At 40.6% G+C, this 23825-nt stretch carries 23 protein-coding genes and 1 pseudogene; 5 read left to right on the top strand and 19 right to left on the bottom strand.

Going from position 1 to position 23825, the window contains the following annotated elements; genetic code table 11:
- The first annotated feature begins 380 nt into the window (after positions 1-380).
- Positions 381-629, top strand: coding sequence for a hypothetical protein (locus tag ABC374_RS07520; RefSeq protein WP_413016744.1), 249 nt, complete (start codon positions 381-383; stop codon positions 627-629).
- A 66-nt stretch (positions 630-695) separates the two neighbouring features.
- On the opposite strand, the gene ABC374_RS07515 is transcribed toward ABC374_RS07520, so the two are convergent.
- Positions 696-854 carry a hypothetical protein gene (locus ABC374_RS07515; RefSeq protein ID WP_413016742.1) on the bottom strand — a complete coding sequence of 53 codons (159 nt, stop codon included), beginning with the start codon at positions 852-854 and terminating at the stop codon, positions 696-698.
- A 211-nt stretch (positions 855-1065) separates the two neighbouring features.
- Here ABC374_RS07515 and ABC374_RS07510 point away from each other — a divergent pair, with 211 nt between their 5' ends.
- On the top strand, positions 1066-2595 hold the full coding sequence (locus ABC374_RS07510) for a multicopper oxidase family protein (RefSeq protein ID WP_413016740.1): 1530 nt from the start codon (positions 1066-1068) through the stop codon (positions 2593-2595).
- Between the two features lie 211 nt (positions 2596-2806).
- On the opposite strand, the gene ABC374_RS07505 is transcribed toward ABC374_RS07510, so the two are convergent.
- From ABC374_RS07505 to hflX, 6 genes are all read right to left on the bottom strand, one after another.
- On the bottom strand, positions 2807-3151 hold the full coding sequence (locus ABC374_RS07505) for a YolD-like family protein (RefSeq protein WP_413016738.1): 345 nt from the start codon (positions 3149-3151) through the stop codon (positions 2807-2809).
- A gap of 239 nt (positions 3152-3390) precedes the next feature.
- Positions 3391-5175, bottom strand: coding sequence for a hypothetical protein (locus ABC374_RS07500; RefSeq protein WP_413016736.1), 1785 nt, complete (start codon positions 5173-5175; stop codon positions 3391-3393).
- A 444-nt stretch (positions 5176-5619) separates the two neighbouring features.
- Complete coding sequence (gene glnA, locus ABC374_RS07495) at positions 5620-6954, bottom strand: type I glutamate--ammonia ligase (protein WP_053534438.1); 1335 nt, start codon at positions 6952-6954, stop codon at positions 5620-5622.
- 36 nt (positions 6955-6990) lie between these two features.
- On the bottom strand, positions 6991-7395 hold the full coding sequence (locus ABC374_RS07490; RefSeq protein WP_048680941.1) for a MerR family transcriptional regulator: 405 nt from the start codon (positions 7393-7395) through the stop codon (positions 6991-6993).
- A 195-nt stretch (positions 7396-7590) separates the two neighbouring features.
- Positions 7591-8859 (bottom strand): methionine gamma-lyase family protein, encoded by a 1269-nt coding sequence (locus tag ABC374_RS07485; protein ID WP_413016734.1) that lies wholly within the window; start codon positions 8857-8859, stop codon positions 7591-7593.
- A gap of 12 nt (positions 8860-8871) precedes the next feature.
- Entirely contained in the window at positions 8872-10125 is a 1254-nt protein-coding gene (hflX, locus tag ABC374_RS07480; RefSeq protein ID WP_413016732.1) for a GTPase HflX, read from the bottom strand.
- A 168-nt stretch (positions 10126-10293) separates the two neighbouring features.
- Here hflX and ABC374_RS07475 point away from each other — a divergent pair, with 168 nt between their 5' ends.
- On the top strand, positions 10294-10902 hold the full coding sequence (locus ABC374_RS07475) for a trimeric intracellular cation channel family protein (RefSeq protein WP_350302074.1): 609 nt from the start codon (positions 10294-10296) through the stop codon (positions 10900-10902).
- Between the two features lie 37 nt (positions 10903-10939).
- Here ABC374_RS07475 and spoVK read toward each other — a convergent pair whose 3' ends face one another.
- The 8 genes and pseudogenes from spoVK to ABC374_RS07435 all read right to left on the bottom strand — a co-directional run bounded on the left by spoVK (position 10940) and on the right by ABC374_RS07435 (position 17333).
- A complete protein-coding gene (gene spoVK / locus ABC374_RS07470; RefSeq protein WP_241592858.1) occupies positions 10940-11896 on the bottom strand; it encodes a stage V sporulation protein K in 957 nt (318 codons plus the stop codon).
- A 362-nt stretch (positions 11897-12258) separates the two neighbouring features.
- On the bottom strand, positions 12259-12492 hold the full coding sequence (gene hfq / locus ABC374_RS07465; protein ID WP_034313436.1) for an RNA chaperone Hfq: 234 nt from the start codon (positions 12490-12492) through the stop codon (positions 12259-12261).
- A gap of 3 nt (positions 12493-12495) precedes the next feature.
- Complete coding sequence (gene miaA, locus ABC374_RS07460; RefSeq protein WP_413020289.1) at positions 12496-13416, bottom strand: tRNA (adenosine(37)-N6)-dimethylallyltransferase MiaA; 921 nt, start codon at positions 13414-13416, stop codon at positions 12496-12498.
- A gap of 365 nt (positions 13417-13781) precedes the next feature.
- Positions 13782-15104, bottom strand: a complete 1323-nt coding sequence (locus ABC374_RS07455) for a sensor histidine kinase (protein ID WP_413016729.1) — start codon at positions 15102-15104, stop codon at positions 13782-13784.
- 560 nt (positions 15105-15664) lie between these two features.
- Positions 15665-16120 carry a hypothetical protein gene (locus ABC374_RS07450; protein WP_413016727.1) on the bottom strand — a complete coding sequence of 152 codons (456 nt, stop codon included), beginning with the start codon at positions 16118-16120 and terminating at the stop codon, positions 15665-15667.
- Entirely contained in the window at positions 16084-16389 is a 306-nt protein-coding gene (locus tag ABC374_RS07445) for a hypothetical protein (protein ID WP_413016725.1), read from the bottom strand. The genes ABC374_RS07450 and ABC374_RS07445 overlap by 37 nt, the downstream gene beginning before the upstream one ends.
- A gap of 41 nt (positions 16390-16430) precedes the next feature.
- Positions 16431-16805, bottom strand: a pseudogene (locus tag ABC374_RS07440) (response regulator); the annotation flags it as partial.
- Positions 16806-16877: 72 nt separating this feature from the next.
- Positions 16878-17333 carry an SMI1/KNR4 family protein gene (locus ABC374_RS07435; protein WP_350302070.1) on the bottom strand — a complete coding sequence of 152 codons (456 nt, stop codon included), beginning with the start codon at positions 17331-17333 and terminating at the stop codon, positions 16878-16880.
- A gap of 953 nt (positions 17334-18286) precedes the next feature.
- Here ABC374_RS07435 and ABC374_RS07430 point away from each other — a divergent pair.
- Positions 18287-18724, top strand: a complete 438-nt coding sequence (locus ABC374_RS07430; protein ID WP_413016723.1) for a helical membrane plugin domain-containing protein — start codon at positions 18287-18289, stop codon at positions 18722-18724.
- 39 nt (positions 18725-18763) lie between these two features.
- The gene (locus ABC374_RS07425) at positions 18764-19945 is read left to right on the top strand and encodes an NAD(P)/FAD-dependent oxidoreductase (RefSeq protein WP_413016721.1); all 1182 of its coding nucleotides are present in this window, start codon (positions 18764-18766) and stop codon (positions 19943-19945) included.
- Positions 19946-20039: 94 nt separating this feature from the next.
- On the opposite strand, the gene chbG is transcribed toward ABC374_RS07425, so the two are convergent.
- The 4 genes from chbG to ABC374_RS07405 are packed head-to-tail and all read right to left on the bottom strand — an operon-like array spanning position 20040 to position 23821.
- On the bottom strand, positions 20040-20771 hold the full coding sequence (chbG, locus tag ABC374_RS07420) for a chitin disaccharide deacetylase (RefSeq protein ID WP_413016719.1): 732 nt from the start codon (positions 20769-20771) through the stop codon (positions 20040-20042).
- A complete protein-coding gene (locus ABC374_RS07415; RefSeq protein WP_413016717.1) occupies positions 20768-22111 on the bottom strand; it encodes a 6-phospho-beta-glucosidase in 1344 nt (447 codons plus the stop codon). The genes chbG and ABC374_RS07415 overlap by 4 nt, the downstream gene beginning before the upstream one ends.
- Positions 22108-22455, bottom strand: coding sequence for a PTS sugar transporter subunit IIA (locus ABC374_RS07410; protein ID WP_289317078.1), 348 nt, complete (start codon positions 22453-22455; stop codon positions 22108-22110). Before ABC374_RS07410 ends, ABC374_RS07415 begins: the two co-directional genes overlap by 4 nt.
- 16 nt (positions 22456-22471) lie before the next feature.
- On the bottom strand, positions 22472-23821 hold the full coding sequence (locus tag ABC374_RS07405) for a PTS sugar transporter subunit IIC (RefSeq protein ID WP_413016715.1): 1350 nt from the start codon (positions 23819-23821) through the stop codon (positions 22472-22474).
- Between the last annotated feature and the right edge of the window lie 4 nt (positions 23822-23825).

Below are 23825 nucleotides of genomic sequence, written 5' to 3'. Positions count from 1 at the left end.
TTCAGTTTTTGATTGATTTTAAAGAACTAGCCGGGTATACTCAGTTCAATTTGATGAATATAGCATAAATAAAAAAGCCCCTCTCGATTAATGAATTGTGCCCCTTTTACGGACAGTATAAAAAAAGCACCTAAACAGCTAATCGAATATTCAAAGTTGCAGGAATGTATCTAATAACTGTCCTAACTTTGAAGGTATTAACGCCCTCTTAAGAGAACTCTATATGATATGGAAATTAGGGATGAGATTGTACAAATAGGGAATTCACTTAAGCAAGCCGAATTGGAAGTTTTTAAAGAATTGGTTGAGAAGCACTTGCTTTTGGGATTGTAAATCTCATCCTTAAATTCATATTTGATAAAGGGCAGGAGGACACAACTTTGAAAAAGTTCATATTATCTTTATTAGGTGGAGTAATTATAGGAGGAATCATTTGTTACATTTTCATGGACTATGAAACTTCGAACTATGTAATTCAAGATTTTAATGGCCAGGAAGAGAAAGAAGTTAAAGAGTGGGACTTTATGTATATCACACAAGCTGGTTTCATAATTTTAGGCATCACTCTATTGTTTTATTTCTCTTGGGGCATTATAGAAAAGCGAATGGATAAAGATCATAAAATGTAAATACTTACAACATTTAGTGTATTTTAACATTTATTTGTTGTTTTGTGCTACTGTTGTTTTGTGTTATCAATTTTGATAATCACAAATACAATTGATTGGGGATGTAAGGAATGAAAGTCTTGAAAAGGATACTATTCTCGTGTTTGCCAGTGATGTTGTTTTCTTCGCTACTAAGTACGATACAAGTAAAAGAGCTATACCAATAACCAATAATCCATAATCCACCTTTTCACCCCCAAAGGACAATTTTATTTCCTGCTACTCTTTTAATACAATCTAAAAAGGTAAAAGTTACCTTTTATTATTTTTTTACCACAAAAACCATTTTCCTTATTCAACTACCTGCCCCGTTAGTTCAATTTGAATTTGTCATACAAAGCTTGTATTTTTTATAAACTTAGAAAGAAGTTAATTATGATCAGAATGGAGCGGAAATATGCTTCTCCCTAAATTTGTAGATGAACTTCCTATCCCGCCTATTTTAAAACCTCGATGGAAAGATCAACTTCAAACTTATTATGAAGTTAATATGACAGAATTTAAACAATCACTCCATAGTGAGCAAAATGATACAACTGTATGGGGCTATGAAGGCAGCTACCCAGGACCTACAATTGAAGTAGAGAGCGGAGAAAAAGTTTTTATTAAATGGATCAACAATCTTCCAGAAAAACATCTTTTTCCGGTAGACTATACGGTGCATGGTGCTAATGTGGATGTACCGGAAGTACGAACGGTAGTACATGTTCATGGAGCTAGTGTTGAACCGGAAAGCGATGGCTACCCGGAGGCTTGGTTTACAAAAGGATTCGAACGAGTAGGACCTTATTTTAAAAAGGAAGTATATCAATATGATAATAACCAGAAATCTGTTACTCAATGGTATCATGACCATGCACTTGGGATTACGAGACTCAATGTATATGCGGGACTGGCAGGTTTTTATCTCATAAGAGATAATCGTGAACGTTTATTAAATTTACCCTTCGGTGACTATGAAATCCCTCTTATTATCCAAGACAGATCATTTCATAAAAACGGTGCTCTTTATTATCCAAACCAGCAAGATAAACCGATTAAGGGATTAGAAACATCAATCGTTCCTGAATTTTTTGGGGACACAATCCTGGTTAATGGCAAAGTATGGCCTTATTTAGAAGTGGAACCACGAAAATACCGATTTCGGCTGTTAAATGGTTCTAACTCCCGTTTTTATAGGATCAAGCTGGATTCAGGACAACTAATTTATCAAATCGGGACGGATAGCGGATTAATGGAATATCCGATAGGGATCAAAGAAATCATACTTGCTCCAGCAGAAAGAGCAGATGTCATCATTGATTTTACCAATCTTGTGGGAAAGAACATTATTGTGACAAATGACGCCCCCGCCCCTTTTCCAGATGGAGATCCCGCAAGTGCAGTAGGTATAGTGATGGAATTTAGAGTCTCTCTTCCTCTTACAAGTATTGATACCAGTGTTATTCCATCGTATATGGAGCCTTTTTCAAAGATAATTGAACAGTCGGCTTCAAAGGAAAGATACTTAACTTTAAATGATAATATGGATCAGTACGGACGGGAATTCATGTTATTAGATAATAAAACTTGGGATGCTCCTATTACAGAAAATCCAAAATTGGGATCAATCGAAATATGGTATCTAATTAACTTAACTACGGATACACACCCTATTCATCTCCACTTAATTGATTTTCAAATATTAGACCGGAGAGATTTCGATGTAGAAAAGTATAACAAGGAGAGAATTATCCATTATACGGGTCCCGCGTTGCCACCCGAACCACAAGAACGAGGAAGGAAGGATACAGTAAGAGCTAATCCTAAACAAGTAACTCGAATTATCATGAAGTTTGGTCCCTATACAGGATTATATGTTTGGCACTGTCATATATTGGAGCACGAGGATTATGAGATGATGAGACCATATATTGTTATCCGATAATAGACTGTATCCTTACAACCCTCTATGCTCGCTTGTCTTATCGAGAGTACTTCTTTCTCAGTTAAAATAATGTTATTGGAAATAATAAAAAAATCTTTAGATTATCCCTGTTCTATTCATGAATAGATTCTCTTACTTCTAAAAATCAACAACACCCTTTAACAGGGCCAAAACAAAATAAGCCCCTACTCAAAGCGAGTAAGGGCTTTTATTAATCCTCAACGATTACACTAATGATATCACTAAACTGAATATACTCAAAGGAACTATCTTTCTTCTGAATACGTAACTCTTTCGTGACAGGATGTATGTACACACAGTAACCCTGCAATTCATGTGGATTTCCCTCGTTATGCAATCTAAAACTAATTGGTAAATGATATTCCACCGCATAATGAATGTTGTTTTCAAATTCTTCAACCTCGTATTCATCAAAGACAGGCCTTTTATTTAGGAAATAATCAACCTCTCCCAGTTTTTTATTTAAAGCTTTATGTTCTGGCATAATCAATGCTGCTTGCCATTTAACAAGCCCTCTATCACGAATTGTGCCCATCAGAAAGATCCCTCCCTTACATCCATTACATACGAACGATCGTTCTTATAAAAGTCAGAATATCCATTAAGTTCAGGCTAGAGAATTTTTATATAAATAAATAAAATGCTTTATTAAACATTAATATTGATATTTGTACAAAAAAAAGACCACTTATTGGGTCTTCTTTTTTGCATCCTATGGAACTAACACAGTTTAATAACGAGTTGTTAGTGAGAAAGAAACACACCTTTCCCCATCTAGCTGAGTCGCGTGATAACAAGGTGTGCTGAAACAGCCCTTGTTCCCCCAGCAGAAGGAGTGATGGTTAGTGCCGGGGAATTGCCAGCAGGATTTCGTACAGTCAGTATTGAATTGATGACTGACGTTTGCACAAGAGCCATTCCTACTATCTGAGAAGTACCGGTGGCTCGCCCGACCACCGTATAGGGTAGGTCAATGCCATTGAGAGTTAAAATCAGTTGGCCCGCTTCGCTCACACTCACCTGAAAAAAGACCTGATAAATGCCAATTGCAGACAAAGTAAATGAATCGACAGTAGCCCGTACAATACCACCCGCGCTAGTAGGTCCATTTTGCGGAAAATCTACATCTTGACCGCCTCCAACTGTTGTTGCATTATCACCAGGCATCAACGCATAAAAGTCCGCAAAATCTAATACTGACCCTGCTGGTCCTTGTGGCCCTGTTGCTCCTGTCGCTCCGGTTGCCCCTGCTGGTCCTGCTGGTCCCGTTGCTCCTGCTGGTCCTGCTGGTCCTGCTGGTCCCGTTGCTCCTGCTGGTCCTGCTGGTCCCGCTGGTCCCGTTGCTCCTGTTGCTCCTGTCGCTCCGGTTGCCCCTGCTGGTCCCGCTGGTCCGATTGCTCCTGCTGGTCCTGCTGGTCCCGCTGGTCCTGTTGCTCCTGCTGGTCCCGCTGGTCCGATTGCTCCTGCTGGTCCCGCTGGTCCGATTGCTCCTGCTGGTCCTGTTGCTCCTGCTGGTCCCGCTGGTCCGATTGCTCCTGCTGGTCCTGTTGCTCCTGCTGGTCCCGCTGGTCCTGTTGCTCCGGTTGCTCCGGTTGCCCCTGCTGGTCCCGCTGGTCCGATTGCTCCCGATGCTCCTGTTGCTCCTGCTGGTCCCGCTGGTCCGATTGCTCCCCCTGGTCCTGTTGCTCCTGCTGGTCCCGCTGGTCCTGTTGCTCCGGTTGCTCCGGTTGCCCCTGCTGGTCCCGCTGGTCCGATTGCTCCCGATGCTCCTGTTGATCCTGCTGGTCCCGCTGGTCCCGCTGGTCCGATTGCTCCTCCTGGTCCTGTTGCTCCTGCTGGTCCCGCTGGTCCTGTTGCTCCGTTTGCTCCTGTTGCCCCTGCTGGTCCCGCTGGTCCTGTTGCTCCTGCTGGTCCTGTTGCTCCTGCTGGTCCCGCTGGCCCCGTTGCTCCTGCTGGCCCCGTTGCTCCTGCTGGTCCCCTTGCTCCGGTTGCTCCGGTTGCTCCTGTTGCTCCTGTTGCTCCTGTTGCCCCTGCTGGCCCCCTTGCTCCTGTTGCTCCTGTTGCCCCTGCTGGTCCCCTTGCTCCGGTTGCTCCTGCTGGTCCCGCTGGTCCCGCTGGTCCCCTTGCTCCTGTTGCTCCTGCTGATCCCGCTGGTCCCCTTGCTCCTGTTGCTCCTGCTGGTCCCGCTGGTCCCCTTGCTCCTGTTGCTCCTGCTGGTCCCGCTGCTCCTGTTGCTCCTGCTGGTCCCTGTTTTCCTTTTTTACCTCTTGGCCCTCTAGGTCCAGGGGGTCCTTCTTTTTGCTCGCACTTACAATGTCTCTTTTCACATCGTAGGCAAATTTCTATACTTTTGTCGTCACAGGAAGATTCATGATTTTTTTCGCACTTACAATGCCTCTTTCCACAACCCTGGCAAATTTCTATACTCTTGTCGTCACAGGAAGATTCATGATTTTTTTCGCACTTACAATGCCTCTTTCCACATAGCTGGCAGCGCCTTTTAATTCTGACATTTAATTTTAGCTTTTTGAGATCCCCTTCTTCATTATTTATCTTCATACAATTCCATGCCTCCTTTCTTTTTTAACATGTATATTGCACTAGATTAAAGAGCGGAACGGCTACATGGTAAAAACAAAAGGAGTATATTTAGGTATTTTTCGAATTTGTAATTATCGAGAAAAATTACCAAGGCATATAAATTTATAAATTAGCTTTTGAATTTAAATTTCCACGTTATTTCCCTAAGAGATTCATATCGTTTAACAAATTCTAAAACAGAAATTAGCCCCTACTCAGTGAGTAAGGGCCTTTAAATGGTGTGTGCTTCCTAGGAGAAGCACAAATATAAGCATCAACAATCAAAGCAAGGATTATACTAAAAACATTTTAAATTGAGTCAGTGGGGTAAAAAAGGGGTAAACCTTCTATCTCTAATTCATATTAATTATTACCCCACAAATAAAAAACCCCTGACACCAGAGGTGCCAAGGGTTTGAGATATTAATACATTGACATATATTGTTCGCGTTCCCATGGGTGAACTTGTGTACGGAACATATCCCACTCGATTTCTTTTGCTTCGATGAAGTGTTCAAGTAAGTGTTCGCCTAATGCTTCTTTGATTACTTCATCAGATTTTAATGTTTCCAATGCAGCATATAAAGTAGCTGGTAGATCAACGATACCTACTTCTTCACGTTCTTCTTTATTCATAACATAGATGTTGCGGTCAACTGGAGCTGGAGGAGTCAAGTCGTTCTTGATACCGTCAAGACCAGCTTTTAGTAGAACTGCAAGTGCCAAGTATGGGTTTGCTGCTGGATCGACACTACGTACCTCAACGCGAGTACTTACTCCGCGTGAAGCTGGGATACGGATTAATGGGCTACGGTTTTTAGCGGACCATGCAACATAACAAGGAGCTTCGTAACCAGGAACTAGACGTTTGTATGAGTTAACAGTTGGGTTTGTTACCGCAGTGAAGCTTGGAGCATGCTTAATGATACCTGCGATAAATTGCTCAGCTGTTTTGCTTAATTCCAATTTACCTTCTTTATCATAAAATGCGTTTTCGTTGCCTTTGAATAGAGAAACGTTACAGTGCATACCAGATCCGTTAACACCGAACAATGGTTTTGGCATGAATGTCGCGTGTAAACCATGTTTGCGGGCAATCGTTTTAACAACCAATTTAAATGTTTGGATGTTATCACAAGCTGAGATGGCATCTGCATATTTAAAGTCAATTTCATGTTGTCCTGGAGCTACTTCATGGTGGGATGCTTCGATTTCAAATCCCATTTCTTCAAGCTCAAGAACGATATCACGACGGCAGTTTTCTCCTAGGTCAGTAGGTGCAAGGTCAAAGTATCCGCCTTTATCGTTCAATTCCAGCGTCGGCTCGCCTGCTGCGTCCAGTTTGAATAGGAAGAATTCAGGTTCAGGTCCAAGATTGAAATCTGTGAAGCCCATTTCTCTTGCTTCTGCAAGAACACGTTTTAGGTTAGCACGTGGATCTCCATCAAAAGGTGTTCCATCCGTATTGTAAATATCACAGATCAAACGTGCCACTTTACCTTTTTCGGAAGTCCAAGGGAAGATAACCCATGTGTTTAAATCAGGATATAGGTACATATCAGACTCTTCGATACGAACGAAGCCTTCAATGGAAGATCCGTCAAACATCATTTTATTATCAAGTGCTTTTTCTAATTGACTGACTGGGATTTCAACGTTTTTAATTGTCCCTAAAATGTCAGTAAACTGTAAACGAATGTACTTAACATTTTCTTCTTTCGCTAAACGAGTGATGTCTTCACGTGTGAACTTTGCCAATTTCTATTCCCCCTAATAATTCATAAATCATATTTTTTATTGGAAAAAACGGGACATATCCCCTTGTCTAAGAGATGTTCGATGCTTGCTTCCTTGTAAAAGCTCGGCACGCAGAAGCTTGCGAAGCTCCTCGTCACTAAGGTCATGCCTTATTTTTTCCGCTTGTTCTAATTCTTGAGTTTTAGGTAAATTCTGTTCCTTTACAGTGAAAATCTTTTTAATGCCGGCCAGATTGACTCCTTGTTCGATTAAATCTTTAATCTCAAGCAGTCGATCGATATCGTTTAATGAAAAAACCCGACGATTTCCATCTGTTCTCATAGGAGTAATAAGTTGATGCTCTTCGTAATACCGAATTTGGCGTGCAGACAACTCAGTTAACTGCATGACGATTCCGATGGAAAAAAGAGGCATCGAACGCCGAATGTTGTTGCCGCTCATTCTTAGCATCCTCCTTTTGTTTATCTTAAAGTAATCTTATCTCATGTTATTAAACTTGTCAATATGATGTTACATTTTATGACGTGTTTTTTTCAGAAAAATTAAATGATTTGTTACTACTCAAATATTTTGACTACTTTTTATGCTGGAATCCAATTGTAAATGGATTCCCATGACTTACCTAATTATTTTCATTTACAATTGAATCAGCTTTTTGTCCATTAGCGCATTAACAGCAGTCAATACAGCTATTTTAACATGGGCGTATGTCAATCCGCCTTGAACGTAGGCAACATATGGAGCCCTTGTCGGCCCATCTGCCGTCAGTTCAATGCTGGCCCCCTGAATAAAGGTGCCCGCAGCCATGATTACATCATCCTCATACCCCGGCATATAGGCAGGATATGGTGTCACATGTGAATTTATTGGTGATGCATATTGGATGGCCTGACAGAAGGCAACCATCTTATCCCGGTCATCAAATTGGACGGATTGAATCAAGTCAGTTCGCTTCGCATCCCATTTAGGAGATGTATTCATACCAAGTTTTTCTAAAAAGGCAGCTGTGAACATGGCTCCTTTAACAGCTTGGCCCACGACATGCGGTGCAAGGAAGAATCCCTGGTACATTTCCTGCAGACTATAAAGCGACGCACCTGCTTCAGCCCCTATTCCTGGTGATGTTAACCGAAATGAGCAAGCTTCAACCAGGTCCTTTTTACCAACAATGTATCCACCGGTTTTCACTATCCCGCCACCAGGATTTTTAATGAGTGAACCAGCCATTAAATCCGCTCCGACATGACATGGTTCTTGTGTCTCAACAAACTCTCCATAACAATTGTCCACGAACACGACGATTTCCGGGTTAATGCCTTTAACAAAGGAAATCATTTCCTTTATTTCATCGATCGTAAAGGAAGGACGTGTAGCATACCCTTTTGACCGTTGTATACCGATCATTTTCGTATTTGGTTGTATGGCTTGTTTGACGGCTTCAAAATCAACGGTTCCAGCTTCCGCTAACGGAACGGCCTTATAGCTGATCTGAAAATCACGCAAAGATCCGATACCCGACCCCCGGATACCGACAATTTCTTCCAAAGTATCATAAGGCTTTCCAGTTATGTATAACAATTCATCCCCTGGGCGCAATATGCCAAAAAGAGCGGTGGAGATGGCGTGTGTGCCTGATATAATTTGGGGGCGCACCAATCCAGCTTCCGCTCCAAAAACCTCTGCGTATATCAATTCCAGCGTATCGCGGCCCATATCATCGTATCCATACCCTGTAGTCGGGATGAAATGGGAATCACTCACTTTATGTGCTTGATAACTTTGTAATACACGAAATTGATTTTCTTCGATTCGTTCGTCCACTTGCTTATGTAATGGAGAAATCATTGCTTCCACTTCCTGCGCAATGTTTTTCAACACTTCTCCATTTGTTAACTGCTGATACATCAAAATTCCCCTTTATAATGAATATTTCTCTAGCTGCCCGGTTATTGGATGATCAGCTAGACAAAAACCTTTGCATTCATATCTTTCCGATTCTTCATTAAAGGAGAGAGTGCGCAATATGGTTTCATTTTTCAGCTGTGATAATAGTTTACCCTCACTCGATGGCAGGAAAACATGATACGGGACCATTTCTTCAATCACGTACTTTTCAATTTCTTCCATGATTTCATTCAGATCCGATTGTTCATAGGCACTGATCATTAATGAAGCACGACTGCCTGACCTGACAAAATCAGAGTGAACCTTATCTTTCTTATTATACAACGTTAGCTGTGGAATGGAAGGGACATCTAAGTCATTTAGCAAATCCTGCACTGTTTTCTGATGATTAAAGTAATCTGTACTTGACGAATCCACCACATGGAGCAATAGATCCGCTTCTTTCACTTCTTCAAGGGTCGAGCGGAATGCGGCAATTAAAGATGTCGGCAAATCTTGAATGAAGCCAACCGTATCCGTCAGCAGCACGGTAAATCCGCTAGGAAGAATCGCCTTTCGTGTCATGGGATCAAGTGTAGCGAATAACTGGTTCTCTTCGTAAGAATCCGCCTCCGTCAAACGGTTGAACAGTGTTGATTTACCTGCATTCGTGTATCCCACAAGGGCTATTTGAAATGTCTTATTACGTTTCCTTCTGTCACGATAACGTTCACGATGCTTCACTATGCCACTTAATTGTTGCTTGATTTCATCTATTTTCCCGCGAATGTGGCGGCGGTCGCTTTCCAGCTTCGTCTCACCTGGTCCCCTGGTGCCGATTCCGCCGCCCAGCCTGGACATTGCCATCCCCTGTCCGACCAAACGCGGTAATAAATATTGGAGCTGAGCAAGTTCGACCTGCAGCTTCCCTTCCCTGGATCGCGCCCGCTGAGCGAATATATCCAATATTAGCTGTGTCCGGTCTATGATCCTTGCCTCCAATTGCTTCGAAAGGTTCCGAATCTGGCTCGGGGAAAGTTCATCATTAAAGATAAATAAATCCGGCTCAAGCTCCTCTTCCAGATTCCGAAGTTCCTCCACTTTTCCTTTTCCTATATATGTAGCTGGATCGACGCTTTCCCTTTTCTGGGTGATGGTCATTAAAACCTCACCATTCGCCGTCTTCGCCAATGAAGCCAGTTCATCAAGTGAATATTCAAAACGTTCATTAGTCTCAGTTGTTTGACACCCAATCAAAACGGCCGTTTCCTTTATTGCTTCTTCCAAATCACATGCACCACCTTCGGATAGATTTCAGTTAATCATAACAAAAAAATTGAATATATAAAAATTTCCTGAAAACGTAGCTTTTAACCGTTTTAAAAATTCCGATAACATGCTAAAATCAAATTTGGCTTTACCATCAAAATCAAAAAGACATAGAGGGACATTCATATGACATGGGAAGTATTAAGCTTCATAGGTACGATTGCATTCGCTATTAGCGGGACCATCATCGCCATGGAAGAAGAGTATGATATTTTGGGAGTTTATATTTTAGGAATAATTACAGCCTTTGGCGGAGGGGCAATCCGCAATCTGCTGATCGGTGTCCCCGTTTCAGCGTTATGGGATCAAAGTTTCTATTTTGTCATCGCTTTAGTATCCATCACCATCGTTTTTGTTTTTCCTACTAACCTTTCAAAGCACTGGGATAGATGGGGAAACTTCAGTGATGCCATTGGCCTTTCAGCCTTTGCCATCCAAGGGGCGATGTATGCCGTGGAACTTAATCATCCAATAAGCGCCATCATTGTATCAGCTGCATTAACCGGGTGCGGCGGCGGAATACTCCGTGACGTACTGGCCGGAAGAAAGCCATTGGTCTTCAGAAAAGAAATCTACGTAGTATGGGCCATCATTGCTGGCTTGGCTTTAGGCAGTGGTGTATTATCCCAGTCATGGCAGCTATATTCGCTCTTTGCCGTCATCACGATATTGCGAGTCCTTTCCTACACCAACAATTGGCATCTTCCTAATAAAAAATGGGTGCCTAAAACATAAATTTGAAAAGCCCGCCATCTTGGTGGGCTTTTCCATGTCATTCTTTTTCATCATCCTCGAAAACCAAATCTTGGCTGGTAAGCGTCAGTAAATCGGATTTTTCAAATGAATCCTCCAATAAAAGCCGCATTGCCTGAGCCCTAATTGACTTTTCAAGTACATTACGGATATAACGTCCGTTAGAAAATGAAATAGGTCCCCGAAATGAACGCAATATGATTAAATGTTCTTTTAATTTCCTCTCGGCATCCCGATTCATTAGATATTCCTTTTCCTGCAGCATCCGATCGGCTATTTCCATTAACTGTTCAATAGTATAATCCGGAAAATCAATAACAAGCGGGAATCTGGAATGAAGTCCGGGATTAAGGCTGAGGAAATAATCCATTTCCCTCGAATATCCAGCAAGGATCAAAATGAATTCGTGCTGCCGATCCTCCATATGCTTGACAAGGGTATCTATGGCTTCTTTGCCAAAATCCTTTTCCCCTCCTCTTCCCAAGGAATAGGCTTCATCAATAAATAAGATCCCGCCAATGGCCTTTTTAATTAAATCCCTTGTTTTTTGGGCAGTATGACCAATGTATTCCCCGACCAAATCTGCCCTCTCCGCTTCAATTAAATGCCCTTTCGATAGTACATTCATTTTTTGAAACAACTTACCGATTAAACGTGCAACCGTTGTTTTCCCCGTTCCGGGATTTCCTTTAAACATCATATGCAGTGCTTGCCTGCCAGTCTTCAGCCCTTTTGCCTCACGTTGTTTATTGATGTAGATCCAGGCATATATCTCTTTTATCATCTTTTTCATTTCTTCCATCCCGACCAGCGATTTCAGCTCATCTTCAATCTCTTTCAATGCCACATGCTGGTGGGGGATTTCCTGCACCAAAATTTCTTTTATCGGCAGTTCCTTTTGTAGCGCTTTTCTGTTTTCCGCATTAAACACAATATTGATTTGCCCGTTATTTTTCATACGGATCGGTTGTTCCAATGCATTCACCTCTCCATCTTGGACCCTTACTCTAATTCCACAAATTTTCATTCGATTTATGATGGTTACAACTAAACCATCGGAAAATTCGATTATTTGAGCCGTATTCCCTTCCTGAAAAGCGACTTATTCTGACAGAATTCTTTCCTTGGAGGATGTGTTACGACAATCTCCGTTCCCTTTCACCAATTTATATGGGGGAATGTCATTTCCTGCGGTTTCCCGGAAAATAATCCGTCCCTTGATATATATTCAAAACAGGTACGTAAAATTATCGATTCTTTGAAAAAGAACAGCGAATTGCATGCAAAAAAAAACAGGTCGCTATAAGCTAAACCTGTTTTTTACATACATATATATGATTATTCCTTCACTTCGTAATCAATCTGAACATTACGTTGTGGAGCAAATGTAGAGATCGCATGTTTATAGACTAATTGCTGTTTGCCCTCCGACTCAAATAAAACGGTAAAATTATCGAACCCTTTCACTTGTCCTCTAATCTGGAACCCGTTTAATAAAAATACCGTCACATACGTACCATCTTTCCGTAATTGATTAAGAAACTGATCTTGAATATTTACTGATTGTTTCATGAACTAGTCCTCCTCTTTTCTCTCTAAATTTATGTATTCGCCTTCACTGAAAAGCTTTCCTGCTATAAATCCAGATATTTCATGTATTTTTTTTGGAAAACCATCGAGATCGGTCATATCAAACCAATTTACATCCATTTTATTCCGAAACCAGGTCAATTGCCTTTTTGCATAACGACGGGAGTTTTGCTTTAATGTATCAACCGCTTCATCCAATGAAGCCATTCCATCAAAATAATCATAGATTTCTTTATAGCCTATTGCCTGGATCGATTGGCAATCCCTCAAACCTTTTTCATGAAATGACTCCACTTCAGAAATCAGCCCTTCTTCTACCATGACATCAACACGTTGATCGATGCGTTGATATAACTTTTCACGTTCCATTGTCAACCCAATGATGCACGTATCATATTTCAATTCTGTAGGCTGCTCATTCAGCTGTTCACTCATCGTTTTACCGGTACAATGAAAAATCTCAAGTGCCCTGATCACCCTTCTTACATTATTAGGATGAATTCGATTCGCGCTTTCCGGGTCAACGCTGCGTAATTGTTCAAAAACTGGATCGATTCCTGACTCCCTTACCTGTTTTTCGAGTCCCTCCCTATAAACAGGGTCGGATGGCGCCTCCGAAAATTGATAATCATAAATGACCGATTGTATGTATAATCCTGTTCCACCGACGATAATGGGGAGTTTACCTCTGCTTTGGATATCCTCAATACAAGCATTAGCTCGCTCCTGGAACTCCGCCGCACTAAATGGTTCATCCGGGTCTTTAATATCAAGTAAATAATGAGGAATTCCTTCTGTTTCTTCCTTCTTGATTTTTGCAGTCCCAATATCCATCCCTTTATAAACCTGCATGGAGTCTCCGCTAATAATTTCACCATTAAATAACTTTGCCATCTCAATGCTCATCTTTGTCTTCCCAACAGCAGTCGGTCCAATGATCACGAGAAGTTTTCCTTTTTGTTGTTTCACAATCTCACTGCCTTAATTGATTTTTTCCCTATCTTATCATAATCTCGAAGAAAGCAGCTAAACATCTACCCATTATGTCCAATTAAGGTACTTTTATTCAACTTTTCATCTTTATAACTCTTAGATAGTCAGAGTGTAAAATACCGAAAATGAATTTGAAGCTCATAGCTCCATTTGCGGACTGGGGAAAAATGAATCCCCTTCTCCTGATAGCATTGGATTCTAATCCCGATAATTGAATCATAAAAAAGGCATGATTCCTCCTGTATTTGAGGAATCATGCCTTTTTATCAATTTTCAATTTAGCCCATTTTTCCATTTACGGGTATGATCATCGTAACGGCCGTTTCTTTTTCAGAGGATTGTACATGAATCTCTCCATCATATCTGGTCACTAAGTCTTTGACGATGAACAATCCTTGTCCGCGAACTTTGCCCTTTTGTTCCTTTTTGGTTGAAAAACCACTGGCGAATATATTCTCCAGATCTAATTCCGAAATCATTGGTCCGGTGTTGGTAACCATAAACGTATACTTTTCATCATCAGCTTTGCAGGCAATATTCATTCGGCGTTCTTGCTCTGGCAATTCAATTGTTGCCTCAATAGCATTGTCGATAACATTTGATAATAATTTTATCAAATCGGTTGTTTTGACCCGATTGAAGGATTCGGGTGATACATCGATTTCAATATCGATGTTATAATTCTGGGCCGAGAGCCTTTTCGTCTCTAACAGGACGGATAAGCCCGGATGACTCACATCCAATTTCTTCGATTCAATCGAATGCACTTCTTTTGAAAGACCTGTTAAGTATTCGAGTGCTTTTGCGTTCTCCTCTAATTTAAGCAGTCCATGTATCACCTGAATATGATTGGAAAAATCATGCCTTAATGAGCGGACTGAAGCAATGAGCGATTGAAATTCCGATTGATACGTATCTTCCGTATCCCCCACTTCACGTGTCAGTTCCTTTTGATACCATTTTTGAATGACAAAAAAGGTAACCAGCAGCATGATAACAAATCCACCATTATAAACAAGAATGGCAATGCTGCTTTTCAATACCTCGCCGTTAATTGCATTAATATCTTCTGCGCTCATATCAATGCCCAAAAAACCAATAATGTCGCCATCTTGATTTTTCATTGGCACTCCCACAGTCAAATACTCACCATATTCCGGATCTTCTAGAATCCCGGTAATAAAGCTTTTCCCTTCATACGCCTGTTTGACCTGCTCCGGGGGAACAGTACATACACCACCAATAGGAAAATCCCCTTTATGATCTTTAGAAAATCCAGTGATCATAGCTTTAGATACTCGCGGATTATCAATCATGATGGTATAAACATATAATGCTCCTATTTTTTCACGGGCATCCTCTAAGTAAGCTTTTATATCCCTATAATCCCGGCTATTTACTTGGTTATTAAGAAAACGCTGATAGGCCTCCTTATCCATCGAGTCGGCGATAGATCTAGCAGCTACCAAGTTTTGATTTGCAACGGATTTTTGTACAGAATTTTTAATGCTTAAATATGTTGAAAACATATTAAGAAGAATGAAAACAATCAATAAAAGAATGGTCAAATAAAGAAATGCCCTTAACTTTTTATTTTTCATAGGATTAAACTTACCTCATCTCTAGCAGCTAAAAGTTAACGAACCTATTCTGAGTTTACTATATAAAGTGTCAAAGAAATAGAGAAAAATCTAATATTCTCTATAATCCCAGGCATATAATACTATAATTAATCAAGTAATTAACAGTTCACCCACTATTTTTTAATCATCTAACTTTTTATATTTTAATCTAAACCACTTTAACTATTAATCATTTCTAATAAATCATTTTATTTCCATATAAAAAATTATATCAGTATAATTACATATGTGAAAATGGAAAAAATTAATGATTCGGAGTTCGATATTTTCGCTTCAAATGAATAATTTTACCCTTTATATGAAAATATTACAAGATTCTAGAGGATTCACCTGTAAAATCACACCATAATTCATATTTTTTTTATTAAGTTGTGCGAAATAGTGGATCAATCCCCTTTCAATAGTACATATTAACTAATTTCTCATTAATGAAAACGCCATTTCCATGAGAAGATCTCCTGAATAAAAAAATGGAATCAGAGCCTGATCCCCCTGATTCCATTTACATATGATAGCTTTTATTTAATCGAATTGATGACTGCCCGCTCATACATCTTTTTAGTTACTTGATAATAGAGTAGTTGAAAAAGAAAATAAGTTGCTATGACGATGGCCGAATAGACAAACAAATTGGATCCCAATAAATTGCTTAATGCCACGTAGGCGACTATGGCATGAATCATTCCTATCAGAAAAGGAGCGAAAAAGAGAATCCGTATTTCCGCACTTAAAATTTGCCGTATTTCTTTTTTTGTCAGGCCCAATCGATGAAGGGCGTGAATTTGAATTTTTTTATCTTCTAAATTCGTAAAAACTCGCAAATACATCATGCTTCCTTGGACGATAAAGAATAATAAACTGACAAACAAGCCGATAAAAAGTATCAAAATGATAGGTATGAGGGAAACCATCGTTTGCTCCAAGTAAATCAGTTTTCTTAATTGGGATTTGGACATTCCAAGCAGTGTCTGCACCCCAAACTCTTTTTTCGCGGCTGTATAAATGCAGCATTCGAATAAGCGATAAAGAAAACTGAAAATATGATGATCACTATTTCAGCTGCAATGAGTCCCTTACCAATTAACTGTCCCCCAGGGATATTCGCATGGACCACATCTGGATGAAAGATAAATGATGCATAAATAAAAAAGATTGAGACCGAAAGGACAATACTGAAAAAATAAGCTAGATAACGTTGTGCATTTCCTTGGATATTTCTCTTAGCGAGAAGTCGGATGTTCATGATAGACTCCTCCCAAAACGCTTAACGTATCTAAAATCCTTTGGTGGAAGCTCTTTCTTTCCCCTACGTAGGACACTCTTTATTTTCGCCAGTACCATTTCCAAATGAAACGGTTTCGTTAAATAATCATCTCCCCCATATTCAATGGCCATGACTTGGTTCATTTCATCTGTCCTAGCAGAGATGAATATGATGTGAACCTTTGAAACCGTCCTTATTAGCCGGCACCAATGGAAACCATCAAAATAGTGCAGATTAATATCCAATAAAACCAAATCTGGCTTTATCTCTTGGAACTCCGCAAAGACTTGGTCCAGTTGCTTCACTTCAAAAACCTCATACCCATACCTTTTTAAGTAATTGACCAAGATTCCAGCTATTTTGGAATCGTCTTCAACCAATAATATTTTATACATCTTTTTCTCCTCATTAACATGACAATAAAAAACCTTGAATGGTATGAGCCAATCAAGGGGATTACAATAAAATTAGATTTCCTCCGGGATTTTCAATCCCTCAATGAAGGACTGAAAACTCGATGCAACTTTATAAATATTTTCATCCTGGCTTGATGGATCCGAATACCAACCCTGATCCCAGAAGTAAACTCCCTTTTCCTCTTCATTATTTATCAGCAAGATTTTACCTGCACATGTAGCATTACCTATTATAATGCAATTCTTATGTAAGTCATCTCTGTTTTCTTCATGCCATTTCCGTAAATCCAGTTCTTTATCTTGAAGCTCTAATCCATAAAGTACATTTAAGCAAACGAGTGTGTCTAATCCATCTACATAAAACTTACAGTTTTGGACCGCCGTTGTGCCGCCATTATGCTTAAGGAGAAATTGTTGATAATCTGCAGGGATTTCAAAACCCACAAATTTCTGAAAATTATTCACTGCTTCTTGTGTCGCTTTGCCATATCCAGTAATATTAACCATTGTATCGACTCCATTTCCATTTAATTGATAATCTTATTCTATTAGGCTATTTCACTTGCTATTCGCTGCATATAAAATGGCCAGGTCCTACACTCCATTTATGGAGATCCTTTAAAAATAAATTATTCATTATTATTTAGAAAATAATACTTTTTTTAAATATATTAACATAATTTTACTATCCTTTTCAGTATTTTCTGATATATTTTTTGACAATTTCGTTTCTTTTCATAAAAAAATAGCTTATTTAAAAGAAGTTTTTGTCGAAAAATCGATAAATCGAATAATTCGTAGATAAATCAGGAGTTTTCGATGATATATCTCCATTTTCGAAGATATATTCCCGATATCGCAGATAAAAATATTATTCTATAAAAAAAGGCGCATGTTGGGCGCCTTTTACAACTCAGATAATTTGATAGTCATCATAAGTAATTAATAACCTGCTCATAGAAACTGTCTCAGCACGTAGCTTATTCTTATCACGACAATAAGCAATAATGGAACTATTGGGAATTTTAGCTGTACAATTCCATTTACTATATTTTTCATTGTACCTAGAGGATATTTCGATATTCTCACCACGGACCTTTAACATCCTGCGTTCTACCAAGGGCATCATCTCCAATTCCGATAATATTATTTACCCTAAATCAGATAAAATATTCTTGGGTCTCATTCAAGCATGGCATATTCAAAGATTATGGACATTGTAGTGTTCTATTATTTATAGGAAATGAGAAAAAAGGTATTAACATCAGAATAATCTTAATGTTTTCTCGGAATATTAAGATAAATCTCCAAACCCACCTAATAACTCTTATTTAAAACTATAAAAATTATATTCGTATCACAAAAGAAATATTTGAAATTAAGAGATTAGAGTCGTATGATTAGTAGTATCGGCGGAAAACACATAAATCAAAATAATTGAGTTTAAAGGGGAATTAGATATGGTAGATGTAGTCACAAAACCTGAACATGAAACACTTAATATTTCTGCAAACCAAGAACAATTGGATATCCTAGATCAGCTTTTAAAGCCTGAGGTTCAGGAATCATTGAACACTTTAGTTGAGCAGTTACCAAAACTGACTGAGTTAGTGAATATTTTAACAAAGTCTTATGATTTCGCTCAATCGGTTGCGACTGATGATGTTTTGAAAAATGATACGGTCAGCGCCATTTCGGAGATCGCTACACCTGTAGTCCATTCAGTGAAAGGGCTTGCGGCTAATGCCATCGAAGCTAAGGATCGTGCTGAAGAGAATACTGATGTGATCGGTCTTTTTGGTCTGTTAAAAATGATGAAAGACCCGCAAGCACAAAAGCTTTTCCGTTTTGCCCAAGCTTTTCTTGAAGTCTCTTCAGAACGTAAAAACCAAAAATAATTTGATAAACTTTCAATCAGTAAGGACGGGGGATTAACTATGTCAAAACAAATCGTCATCTTAGGTGCGGGTTACGCTGGATTGCTATCTGCATTATCAGTACGTGAATATTACAAAAGAGATGAAGTGCAGGTTACCGTGGTGAACCAATTTCCAACGCACCAAATCATCACCGAATTGCACCGTCTTGCAGGCGGATCCATTTCTGAACAAGCCGTTTCCATTCCGTTGGAAAAGCTTTTCAAAGGAAAAGATATCGACCTTGTCATTTCCAAAGTGGAGTCATTCTCAGTCGATAACAAAGAAGTGAAACTTGCCAATGGTTCCACTTTATCTTATGATGCCCTGGTCGTTGCTTTGGGAAGCCAAACAGGATTCTTCGGCATTCCGGGACTTGAGGAAAACAGCATGGTCTTGAAATCCGTAAATGATGCAAACAAGATCTACAAACATATCGAAGATCGCATTCGCGAATATGCACAAACAAATAATGAAGCGGACGCAACCATCGTGATCGGCGGCGGCGGATTGACGGGCGTCGAGCTAATCGGTGAAATCGTGGATCACTTCCCTAAAATCGCCAAAAAGTTCGGAGTGGACTTCAAGGACTTGAAAATCAAGCTTGTGGAAGCTGGTCCAAAAATCCTTCCGGTCCTGCCTGACCACTTAATCGAACGTGCGATGACAAGCTTGGAAGCACGCGGCGTTGAGTTCTTGACAGGTCTGCCTGTAACGGGTGTTAAAGGCAATCAAATCGAATTGAAAGATGGACAAACGATAACGGCCAATACGCTTGTTTGGACAGGCGGAGTTGCGGCCCTTCCTATCGTAGGCGAATCAGGCCTTGAAGTGGACCGCGGCAAAGCAACCGTTAATGAGTTCTTGCAATCCAAATCCCATAAAGACGTATTCGTCGTCGGGGACAGTGCCGTTGCTTTCCCTCCAGAAGGCGGCCGTCCATACGCTCCTACTGCTCAAAATGCTTGGCAAATGGGTGAGCTTGTTGGTTACAACCTATTTGCAGCCTTTGAAGGCAAGAAACTTGAAGCATTTTCACCTGTAAACTCAGGTACACTTGCGAGCCTTGGCCGTAAGGATGCGGTGGCAACGGTTGGGGCCAATAACACATCACTTAAAGGTCTTCCGGCTACATTGATGAAAGAAGCAAGTAATGTTCGTTATCTATCACACATCAAAGCCCTATTCAGCTTGGCTTATTAATTTTTAAGATATAGCACTCATTGAATTTAAAAGGACCATTCATCATTTGGATGAATGGTCCTCTTTTGCAATTAAAGGGCTATATTTATCGAAATCAAATGTTAACCTGGTTGATGCTGAATCTAAGGAAAAATCCCTCAGGTAATTTTGCATTTGTCAAGATCCGGGTTTCTTTTAAGCGTTTATGATTATATGAGGAGACTTCCATCAATTCTTCATCCATATAAGCAGGATGAGTCATTATCTCCACGCTCGCCCCATCCATTACCCTCCCCTTCAAGTTTTGAAAGTAATCTTCAACCACCATTTCTCCATAAAAATCATCCAGGAATACATCTGTAACGGTTTGAATCCCAGCAAGGTGCTTTCCGGCATTTCGCACTGGCAATCCATATTTATCTGACAGCTTTTTAATAACCGGTAGAAATGCTGTGATCCCATGTACATGATGATGGCTGTCAAAATGAGTCGGGAATAGACCAAATTCCAAGAATCTTTCGATTTGTGCTGACCACTCCCTCTCCAATTCGCTCAAGGAAATACCGGCAGGATCCCCATATACCAACCCTTGCTTCTTAAAGAAACCAGATTCATCAACCAAACTCGGAACATCACTCAACAAAGGTTTCCCCCATGTCAGCACTAAGTGTATACCTACCTTCAACGATGGTGTCTTCTTGGCGATTTCAATCGCATGCTCCGTTGCTTTGGCATTCATCATGATCGTTGCTGAATTGACAATTCCATATTTGTGGCTATCCAAAATCCCATAATTCACCGCTTTAGTTAACCCGAAATCATCTGCATTTACAAGGACTTCAATCATGATAAATTATCCTGCAACTCCTTTTTTTCAAAAAACTGCGGCAGATAATCTTTATGTGCCTCCAGCATTTCGTCTAAGATAAGTTTTGCAACCCGGTCACTTGGAACGAGTGGATTGATCGTCATGGCAAGCAACGCAGTATCATAGTCCCCCGAAATTGCAGCTTCGATGGCTACCCTTTCAAAGGATTTGATTTGCTGGATTAATCCGCGGACAGCGACAGGAAGCTCTCCTACATTGATCGGCTTAGGACCATCCTTAGTTATCACGCAACTGGTTTCGATCGCCGAGCCGTAAGGAATTCCTTCAATCGCACCATGGTTGACCGTATTTACCGCTTGAATATCTCGCTTATCCGTATGCATCGAGCAAATCAACCGGACAGCCGCATCGCTGTAGTACGCACCTCCGCGCTCTTCAAGCTGCGGCGGCTTGATAGCCAGATCCTGGTCTTTGTATAGCTCGAATAAACCTGCTTCAAGTCTTTGAACGACCTCTGCACGTGTTTCCCCTTTTTCTGCATCCTTCAATTCTTGGGCCAGCACATCTCCCGTTTTGTAATAGTAGTTGTGGTATGGACACGGAAACAGGTTTAACGCCCTAAGGAATTCCGGCTCCCAGCCCATTGCATGGATATTCTTCATCGTGACAGCTTTAGCTGGATCCGTAATTAAATTGATGATTTGATCTTTGACACTCTCGCCATCAACGAATACATCCAATCCGTAAACCATATGGTTCAAGCCGGCAAAGTCGATCCGGACTCTTGATGGCTCTACATCCATCAAATCCGCAACACCTCGTTCCATACCAATCGGCACATTGCAAAGTCCGATGATTTGGGAAATATTACTGTGACGCAGAACTGCTTCCGTTACCATTCCAGCAGGATTCGTGAAGTTAATCAGCCATGCTTCCGGACATAATTCCTCCATTTCATGAGCAATATCCAGAATGACGGGAATCGTTCTAAAAGCCTTGAAAAGCCCGCCTGGTCCATTCGTCTCCTGTCCGATCACTCCATGTTTCAATGGAATCTTTTCATCAAGTGCCCTTGCAGCGAGCTGGCCAACCCGCAGCTGGGTTGTTACATAATCAGCGCCTTTAAGCGCTTTCTTTCTATCTAGTGTGAGGTGGATATCAATATTCACACCAGCCTTTTCAATCATCCTTCTTGCCAAATTCCCGACAATTTCAAGCTTTTCCTTTCCCGCTTCGATGTCCACAAGCCAAATTTCACTCACGGGAAGTTCTTCATGATATTTGATGAAACCTTCGATCAGTTCTGGCGTATAGCTCGATCCTCCGCCAATCGTGACAACCTTCAGCCCCTTGCTCATTCGGCAGTCCTCTCCTTCACAACATTTGCATGTAAGAATTCTTCGCGTAGATCGATCATTTCCATTGCAAGATCCTTTACTGTCATCGCCGTCATTAAATGATCTTGTGCATGCACTAGGATGATGGGAAGATCAAAATGGTCCCCGCCCGCTTCAGCATGGATTAATTGGGTTTGGTATTTATGGGCCTGCAGTAATTCCGTTTCCGCCTCGGCGATTTTCAAACGGGCAGAATCAAAATTCTTTTTCTTTGCTTCCTGCAATGCTTCCATTGCAAAGCTTCTCGCATTCCCACTATATAAAATCAATTGAAAGGATAGTTGGTATAATTCTTCTTTTTCCATTTTCATCACTACTTTCTTAAACGCTTAGCGTTTCTGAATCTTTTGTAAGCTTTGTTTCATTTTTGGTGTCTATCTTCACTTGAGCATAAACGAATGGTAAATAAATAGCGGTTGAAATTACTAGATTGATTGCAGCCAAAACCGCTCCAGATACATGTCCGCCCGTGGCCAGAAATCCACCCACAATCGGTGGGGTAACCCATGGAATCTTAGCGACGATCGGGAAAACCATTCCGCTGCTTACCGCGATATAAGAGATCACCGTTGTAATTACCGGGCCGAGAACAAATGGGATGAACCACATTGGATTCAGAACGATAGGCAATCCGAAAAGAATGGGTTCGTTAATCTGGAACACTCCTGGTGCCCCTCCGAGTGCAATCATCTGTTTATACCGTTTCCGGCCGGCAATGATCATTGCAATGATGAGGCCCAATGTTGCACCAGATCCGCCTAAATAAACAAATGCATCTAGGAAAGAACCAGCCAATACCCCATATTGGTCCATGTCTTTGACGCCTTTTGCATATAAATCGATATTTTTCACTCCCGAACTTTCAAAAAGCGGTGTCGTTATCCCACCAAGGATATTGGGTCCATGCAAACCGATCATCCATAATAAATGAACAAGAAATACTAGTAAAATAGCGAATGGCAATGAATCTACTGCACTTTGTAATGGAGATACAATCACTTTACTCAACCAGTCATTCAATACCTGCCCATCCGTAGCTTTACGGAATAGCAGTCCGAATATACCAGCGATAAAGATCGTTGCCATACCCGGCACTAACTTTGCAAATGAACGGGCAACCGCAGGAGGTACCCCATCAGGAAGCTTGATGACTAAAAACTTCACTCGGGAAAGTCTCACAAATATTTCAGTGGCTATCAAGGCAACGACAATTCCTGTAAAGAGGGCTGTAGCATTAAAATAGTTCACGCTTACAAAACCCCAGGCCCCTCCAGTAACATCCTTATCATCGATGGTTAAAGTGACATTTCCGATTTGAGGCAATAGTAAGAAGAAACAGGCTGCAGATACCAGCATCGCTTCAAAACCATCGTCACCGTATGATCGTGCCAATTTATAAGAAATGCCGAATACAGCGAATACCGTCATGAATGCAAAGGTTCCAAACCAAATATCACCGCCAAGTGTATTCCATGCAGGACCGAAGATGGCCTCCATCATTCTTCCATAAGGCTTGATGACTTGCCCTAGATTATTAAACAGGACGGCGAATGACCCGATCATTGTAATCGCTATCATTCCAATCAATGCATCACGAATTGCAAGCAAATGCCGGTTATTTCCTACCTTTACCGCCCCAGGCATAATATACTTATCAATAAAAGTCATCATATCC

This window comes from Peribacillus phoenicis (genome assembly GCF_047238085.1).
In the GTDB taxonomy this organism is placed as follows: Bacteria; Bacillota; Bacilli; order Bacillales; family DSM-1321; genus Peribacillus.
Note: the sequence above shows the minus strand (reverse complement) of the source record. Positions and strands in the feature narration are given on the sequence as shown.